The organism is Polyangium sp. 15x6 (genome assembly GCF_029960785.1).
In the GTDB taxonomy this organism is placed as follows: Bacteria; Myxococcota_A; Polyangia; order Polyangiales; family Polyangiaceae; genus Polyangium.
Window position 1 is genome coordinate 23,065 of the sequence record NZ_JASBQE010000133.1, and the last position, 6,000, is coordinate 29,064.

Sequence of the window (6,000 nt, forward strand, 5' to 3'; positions counted from 1 at the left end):
CACGACCGCTGTAACTCGCGGAGCGACCGCTGTAACTCGCGAAGCGACCGCTGTAACTCGCGAAGCGACCGCTGTAACTCGCGAAGCGACCGCTGTAGCTCGCGAAGCGACCGCTGTAACTCGCGAAGCGACCGCTACCGCGAGAGCAACCCCTGGCTCTCCAGCGCCGTCCGCACGGCCCCCGCGATCTCCACCGCGAGCGGGCCTTCCCCGTGCACCCCGATCACGTCGAAGCGACTCGTCCTCGCGAGCCTGAGCGCGTTCTCCGCGGCGGCCGCGGCGTTCTCGAGCATCGCGTCCGCCTCGCCTTCCGGGATCAGGTTTCCATCCGCGCGGTAGCCCCGATCCGCGTACGCCTCCCGCAGATAATCGAGCCCGCCGGTGCGCACGTAGTCGAGCATCGGGCCCTCGAACGGGCCGATCACGGGCACGTCCATCGACAGCCCGTCGAACGCGCCGTCGAGGATCGCGTCGGCCACGCGCAGGTTCGCCGTCGCCGCGAGCAGCAGCGGATCCGTCGCCTTCACCGCGAAGATCCGCGCGCCTTGCCACTCGGCCACGCGCAGCATCGCGGTACACTGATCTCGCACCACGTTCCGCACGTCCTCGGGCTCGACGGAAGGCCCGATCGGCCCGCCGTGCGCGGGGAACGAGACGAGCGCGACGATCTTCGCCCACGACTCCTTCGCCTGCTGGATCGCGCGCTTGATCGACCGCTCGTCGACGCCGGGGCCTCCGCAGGCAATGCTCGCCATCGTGGCGAACTTGTAGAGCTCCCGTGGCTCGTCCTGTCGAAAGCCGACGGGGATGTTGAGGCTGACCGCGCGCATGAGGCCGACCATCGTAACGCAGGGCGCCGCCGTCTGGGTAGTCTCATCGCGAAGGGTCTCCGCGAAGGACGCCCCCCCTGGCTCGAGGCTAGGGCAGCTTCACGCCGCCTCGGCGATCACCTCGTCCGGCCGGCCGAAGGCCGCCACGCGCCCCTTGTCGAGCACGAACACGAGATCCGACGCCTCGCGCGCCACGGGAAGATCATGCGTCACGACGATCTGCGTGACGCCCGTCCCGGCCACGCGCCGCAGCGTCCGGCCGACCTCGTGTTTGAGCGCCGGATCGAGCGCGCTCGTGGGCTCGTCGTAGAGCAGCACGGAAGGCTCCATGGCGAGGGCGCGGGCGATCGCCACGCGTTGCTTCTGCCCGCCGGAGAGCGCCTCCGGATACGCCTTCGCCTTGTCCTCGATGCCGAGCTCCGCGAGCAGCTCCTTGGCCCGTGCTTCCGCGCGCGCGCGCGCCTCGCCCCGCACGACGCGCGGCGCCAGCGTGCAGTTGTCGAGCACCGTGAGGTGCGGGAAGAGCTCGAAACTCTGGAAGACGAGCCCGATCTTCCCGCCAAACGATCCGTGCTTCGCGCCCGCGCCGAAGGTCACGCCGCCGACGTCGATTGTTCCGCCGTCGAAAGGATCGAGCCCGGACAAGCAACGCAGGAGCGTGGTCTTTCCGGCGCCGCTGCGCCCGAGGACGCTGGCGATCTTGCCCGTCGGCACCTTCATGCAGAGCCCCGCGAGCGCGGGCGCGGCGGCGCCCGGGTGTCGCTTGACCAGATCGGTGACGCAGATCGACATCGTTCCCTCCTTCAAGCGGAAGCCGGCCGCCGGACCTTCGATCCGAGCCGCTCCTCCACGCTGCGCGACAGCCGCGCGAACGGGAGGCTCAAGCCGAGGTAAAACAGCGCCACCACGAGGCCGAGGCCGAGGTGGTCCCGCATGGCGCTGGCGAGGCTCGTATACGTCTTCGTGAGCTCGGTCAACGTGACGACCGAGATGAGCGAGCTGTCCTTGAGCAGCGCGATGAAATCGTTCGTCGTCGGCGGCAGGGCCACGCGGATCGCCTGCGGCAGCGCCACGTGGCGCAGCGACGCGAGCTTCGAGAGCCCGAGCGTCCGCGCCGCGTCCATCTGCCCCGCCGGCACGCTGCCGAGCCCAGCGCGATAATTCTCCGCCTCGGCCGCGGCATAATTCAACCCGAGCGCGATCACGCCCGCGACGAACGGCGAGAGGGTCACGCCGAGCTCGGGCAGGCCGAAGTAGACCATCGTGAGCTGCACGAGGAGCGGCGTGCCGCGGAAGAGCTCGATGTAGCCCACCGCGAGCCACTGGAGTGGCTTCGGCCCATAGACCCGCGCGAGCGCGAGCGCCATGCCGAGCGTCACGGCCACGGCCATCGCGAGCACCGAGACCACGAGCGAGAGCAGCGCGCCCCGCGCGAACAGGCCGAGCGTCGCCGGATATCGCGTTGTCACGCGTGACCAGAACGGAAGCGGCTTTCCGACGGCCGCGCGCCACGCGTCATGCGCCTCGGCGACGACCGTGGACGGGGGCTTGGGCCCCCCGAGCAGTTTTTCCGTGGGCTCGTTCCAGAGGCCCCAGCGCGCGTACAGCGCGGCGAGCGTGCCGTCCTTCGCGAGTTCGTCAATCGCACCGTTCACTGCGGCGAGCGTCTCGGCGTCGCCCTTCGGCACGCCCACGGCATACGAGACCTCGCCGAACGATCCGTCGACGACCTCCAGCGCGGGATCGATCGCCCCGTAATAAAGCGTGATCGGATCGTCGAGCAGGACCGCGTCGGTGCGGCCGATCCGGAGGTCGTCGTAGATGTCGTTTTGCCCGCCGTCGTACGTCTTCACCTCGGCGCCCTCGCGCGTTGCGAGCCGCGCGGCGAGCGAGCCGGGCAAGGTGCCGAGCTTGCGCCCGCGCAGCGCTTCGAGCGTGCGCGGCGCGCCGGCGTCGCCTTTGCGGACCGTGAGCCGCATGGCGGCGACGTAATAGGGGCGCGACAGATCGGCGACGCGCTTCTTCTCCTCGGCGACCTCGATGCCGTTCACGACCACGTCGAAATCGCCGCGGGCGAGCAGCTCGAGCAGCCCGTCCCACTGCCCTTGCACGGGCCTCGCGCGCACGCCGAGCTTCTTCGCGAGCGCGGCGGCGAAGTCCACCTCGAAGCCGATGAGGTGGTTCGGATCCATCGGATCCTGGAAGACGTACGGCGCGCCGCCTTGGGAATCGTTCCCCCACCGCAGCTCTCCGCGGGCGCGCGCCTCGGCGACGGCGTTCCTCGCCGGCGCGGGCGCTGTCTCGGACTCCTCGGCGAGCGCCCTTCCGGGGGCTACGAGCGCGAGGAGCGGGAGCAGGAGAAGAAGCGTGACCGCGAGGCGACGCTTGAGCATCTTTTTCTTCGAGCACCTCCTACCGGGAAGGATCCCGAACGAGCGCGAAGGATGCGGGACCGGCGGGACGAACGCAAGACCTTTGCGGGGCCATCAAACAGCGCCGGAAGGCACGACGAGCCGCTCGAGCGCGGCGCGGATCCGATCGGGGATCGGCGTCGGCTTTCGGTTCACCCGATCCACGAAGACGTGGACGAAATATCCCTCCGCGGCCACGAGCGCCTCGCCGCGCGGGAAGAGCCCGATCTCGTAACGCACGCTCGAGCGGCCGAGCTTGCCCACGCGCAGCCCCGCGTCGATGTCCGTCGGGAACGACACGCCGCGCAGGTACCGGCAATGCGACTCCGCGGCCACGCCGATCACGTCGCCGCGCTCGATGTCGAGCCCGCCTTCGCCGATGAGCCAGCGATTGATGACGGTGTCGAAATACGAGTAATAGACGACGTTGTTGACGTGGCCGTAGATGTCGTTGTCCATCCAGCGCGTCGGAATGACCAGGAAGTGAGGGTAGCCGTCGCGCCCGATCGTCTCGCTCATGGCAAACCCATACACGAAACGGGAGCGGGCAGGGGCCCCGTGGGCGGGGGCGCCTCCGTCGTCCCGGGTCTGCGCTCCAGCCGGAGTGATCCCACGGAAAAACCTCAGGGTCGCGCGCTTTGTCCTTGAGTTCGGCGGCCCCCCGCCGTTAGTGTGACGTCAAATGATCGGCGTCCCTTCTCCTCTCTCCGGCATCGCCGATGCTGGCCGCGCGAGGCGGCGAGGGGGAGCACGTCCGGGCGTCGTGGTCACGCTGCTCTCGGTGCTCGCGCTCGTAGGCGTCTTTTTCGGCGTCGAAGGAGGCTGTTTCGCCGCGGACCTCGCGCGCGCGGTGAACGGCGGGGGCAGGGCCGTGCCGCACATCGCGCGATCGGTGGCGTCGGGCGGTCGGCGCTTCGAGGTTGCGCCGGTGGCTTCGCCCGGGCCGCACCGCCATCCACCACCAGCAGCGGAGCACGAGCGCGGGGATCCATCGTCCTTGTCGTCGACACGCTCCCGCACCTCGGAAGCCAACGCCCCCGCGATCGACCCTCCGACCGGAGCGCTGCTCTGGGACGAGGCCCGCATCGTGGCGGAGCGCCTCCACGCCGAGGAGCGTCGCCAAGAGCTCACCCGTCGCCGCGAAGAAGCGGGCTGTGTTTACGAGCGCCGCACGCCGCAGGAAGCCCGAGCCCCTCCGCGCCCGTCGCGGGGCTTTGCCTGAGCCCCCAAGCCGCCATTTCCATCGTTGAAAGGCGCGCGACGAACGCCGCGTGAGCCCCCCTCGGCCCAGCGCCACGAGCGGGGCCCAGGGCCTCCTCGTGCTCCGCTGGCATTGGCTCGGAGTGGGACATTGCAACGACTCGTCCAGATCGAGGGTTTGACCGTCCGTTGCCCGGACGACGAGGTGGAGCGGGTACGCTCGCTCATCCTCGCGGCCGGCGGAACCGGCGCGGTCCCCGCGAAGGTCCTCGTCCTCTTGTTTTCCTGGCATCCGGAGCGTCACCGGACGACGTCCCTCGCCACCGCGCTCGGGTGGCTGGGGGCCGAAATCGTCGAGAAGGCGATGTGACGCGCCTGCCACGATTGTTGCCCTGAGGAGAACAGTGTGTCTCCCGAGCGTGCTCTGGTCTGCACGAGGGGGCGGGTGCATCCTTCCTCGGTCCCACGCTGAGGAGAAGAATGCATGAGCGAGGAACGTGAAGAGGGCCTCACGCGCCGCCAGGCGATCGTCGCGGGTATCGCCGGAGCAGCGACGATCGCGGCGCTGCCGGGCGCTCTTGGCGGCGTCGCCGAGCCTTCGGCGGACGAGCGCGCGAAGCCTTCGGTCCCGGGGCGTTTGCCCGTGGTGTTCCTGCCGCACGGCGGCGGTCCGTGGCCGTTCGTCGACGTGGGGATGAGCAAGGCGGAGTTCGACGACCTCGCGGGCTACCTGCGCTCGATCCGCGCGCTGCCGAAGACGCAGCCGTCGGCCTTGCTCGTGATCTCGGCGCACTGGGAGGAGCCCGTGCCGACGGTGATGACGGCCGAGCGGCCGCCGATGTTTTACGATTATTACGGCTTCCCGCCCGAATCGTATGAGCTGCAATGGCCGGCGCCCGGCGCCCCGGAGCTGGCGGCGCGGGTGCAGGAGCTGCTCGGCGGGGCGGGGTTCCAGACGGCGACGAACGGCAAGCGCGGCTTCGATCACGGCACGTTCGTGCCGCTCAAGCTCACGTATCCGGACGCGGAGGTGCCAACGATCCAGCTGTCGCTGAAGCTCGGCCTCGACCCGGAGGAGCACCTCGCGATGGGCCGCGCGCTCGCGCCGCTGCGGGACGAGGGGGTCTTCCTCCTCGGCAGCGGCATGACGTATCACAACATGCGTGGCTTCCGGGATCCAAGCGCGGGCGCAGTGTCGGAGGCGTTCGATGCCTGGTTACGCGAGACGATGGCGCTGCCGTCGAACGAGCGGGATGCGCGCCTCGCCGCATGGGCAAGCGCGCCGGCCGCGCGGCTCGCGCATCCGCGGGAGGAGCACCTCTTGCCGCTGATGGTCGTCGCAGGGGCGGCAGGCGCCGATCGAGGAACGACGGCGTACAACGGCGCGGTCTGGGGGAAGCGGTTGTCCGCGTATCACTTCGGCTGAGCTCGAAGGCGCCTCGCTGGGGCGTTGCCCCAGGCCCCACCAGGGGCTGTCCGCCCCTGGACCCGGACCAGCGCAAGCGCTGGACCCGGGGTCGATGAACTGCGCGATGCGCAGTTCATCGAACAGGCCGAGG

General features: G+C 70.0%; 7 protein-coding genes. 3 read left to right on the forward strand and 4 right to left on the reverse strand.

Going from position 1 to position 6,000, the window contains the following annotated elements:
• Positions 1 to 134: 134 nt before the first annotated feature.
• From QHF83_RS47865 to QHF83_RS47880, 4 genes are all read right to left on the reverse strand, one after another.
• Positions 135 to 830, reverse strand: coding sequence for a LamB/YcsF family protein (locus tag QHF83_RS47865; RefSeq protein ID WP_282424844.1), 696 nt, complete (start codon positions 828 to 830; stop codon positions 135 to 137).
• A 99-nt stretch (positions 831 to 929) separates the two neighbouring features.
• Positions 930 to 1,622, reverse strand: a complete 693-nt coding sequence (locus QHF83_RS47870) for an ATP-binding cassette domain-containing protein (RefSeq protein WP_282424845.1) — start codon at positions 1,620 to 1,622, stop codon at positions 930 to 932.
• A gap of 11 nt (positions 1,623 to 1,633) precedes the next feature.
• A complete protein-coding gene (locus QHF83_RS47875; protein WP_282424846.1) occupies positions 1,634 to 3,223 on the reverse strand; it encodes an ABC transporter substrate-binding protein/permease in 1,590 nt (529 codons plus the stop codon).
• 93 nt (positions 3,224 to 3,316) lie between these two features.
• Positions 3,317 to 3,760 carry a thioesterase family protein gene (locus QHF83_RS47880; RefSeq protein WP_282424847.1) on the reverse strand — a complete coding sequence of 148 codons (444 nt, stop codon included), beginning with the start codon at positions 3,758 to 3,760 and terminating at the stop codon, positions 3,317 to 3,319.
• A 163-nt stretch (positions 3,761 to 3,923) separates the two neighbouring features.
• Here QHF83_RS47880 and QHF83_RS47885 point away from each other — a divergent pair, with 163 nt between their 5' ends.
• The 3 genes from QHF83_RS47885 to QHF83_RS47895 all read left to right on the forward strand — a co-directional run bounded on the left by QHF83_RS47885 (position 3,924) and on the right by QHF83_RS47895 (position 5,867).
• Positions 3,924 to 4,463, forward strand: a complete 540-nt coding sequence (locus QHF83_RS47885; protein ID WP_282424848.1) for a hypothetical protein — start codon at positions 3,924 to 3,926, stop codon at positions 4,461 to 4,463.
• A 129-nt stretch (positions 4,464 to 4,592) separates the two neighbouring features.
• A complete protein-coding gene (locus QHF83_RS47890; protein ID WP_282424849.1) occupies positions 4,593 to 4,811 on the forward strand; it encodes a hypothetical protein in 219 nt (72 codons plus the stop codon).
• 114 nt (positions 4,812 to 4,925) lie between these two features.
• Positions 4,926 to 5,867 carry a class III extradiol ring-cleavage dioxygenase gene (locus QHF83_RS47895; RefSeq protein WP_282424850.1) on the forward strand — a complete coding sequence of 314 codons (942 nt, stop codon included), beginning with the start codon at positions 4,926 to 4,928 and terminating at the stop codon, positions 5,865 to 5,867.
• Positions 5,868 to 6,000 lie beyond the last annotated feature (133 nt).

Coding starts and splice junctions, on each gene's coding strand:
- QHF83_RS47880 (WP_282424847.1), bottom strand. CDS start 3,760: ATGAGCGAGACGATCGGGCGCGACGGCTACCCTCACTTCCTGGTCATT.
- QHF83_RS47895 (WP_282424850.1), top strand. CDS start 4,926: ATGAGCGAGGAACGTGAAGAGGGCCTCACGCGCCGCCAGGCGATCGTC.
- QHF83_RS47870 (WP_282424845.1), bottom strand. CDS start 1,622: ATGTCGATCTGCGTCACCGATCTGGTCAAGCGACACCCGGGCGCCGCC.
- QHF83_RS47865 (WP_282424844.1), bottom strand. CDS start 830: ATGCGCGCGGTCAGCCTCAACATCCCCGTCGGCTTTCGACAGGACGAG.
- QHF83_RS47875 (WP_282424846.1), bottom strand. CDS start 3,223: ATGCTCAAGCGTCGCCTCGCGGTCACGCTTCTTCTCCTGCTCCCGCTC.
- QHF83_RS47885 (WP_282424848.1), top strand. CDS start 3,924: ATGATCGGCGTCCCTTCTCCTCTCTCCGGCATCGCCGATGCTGGCCGC.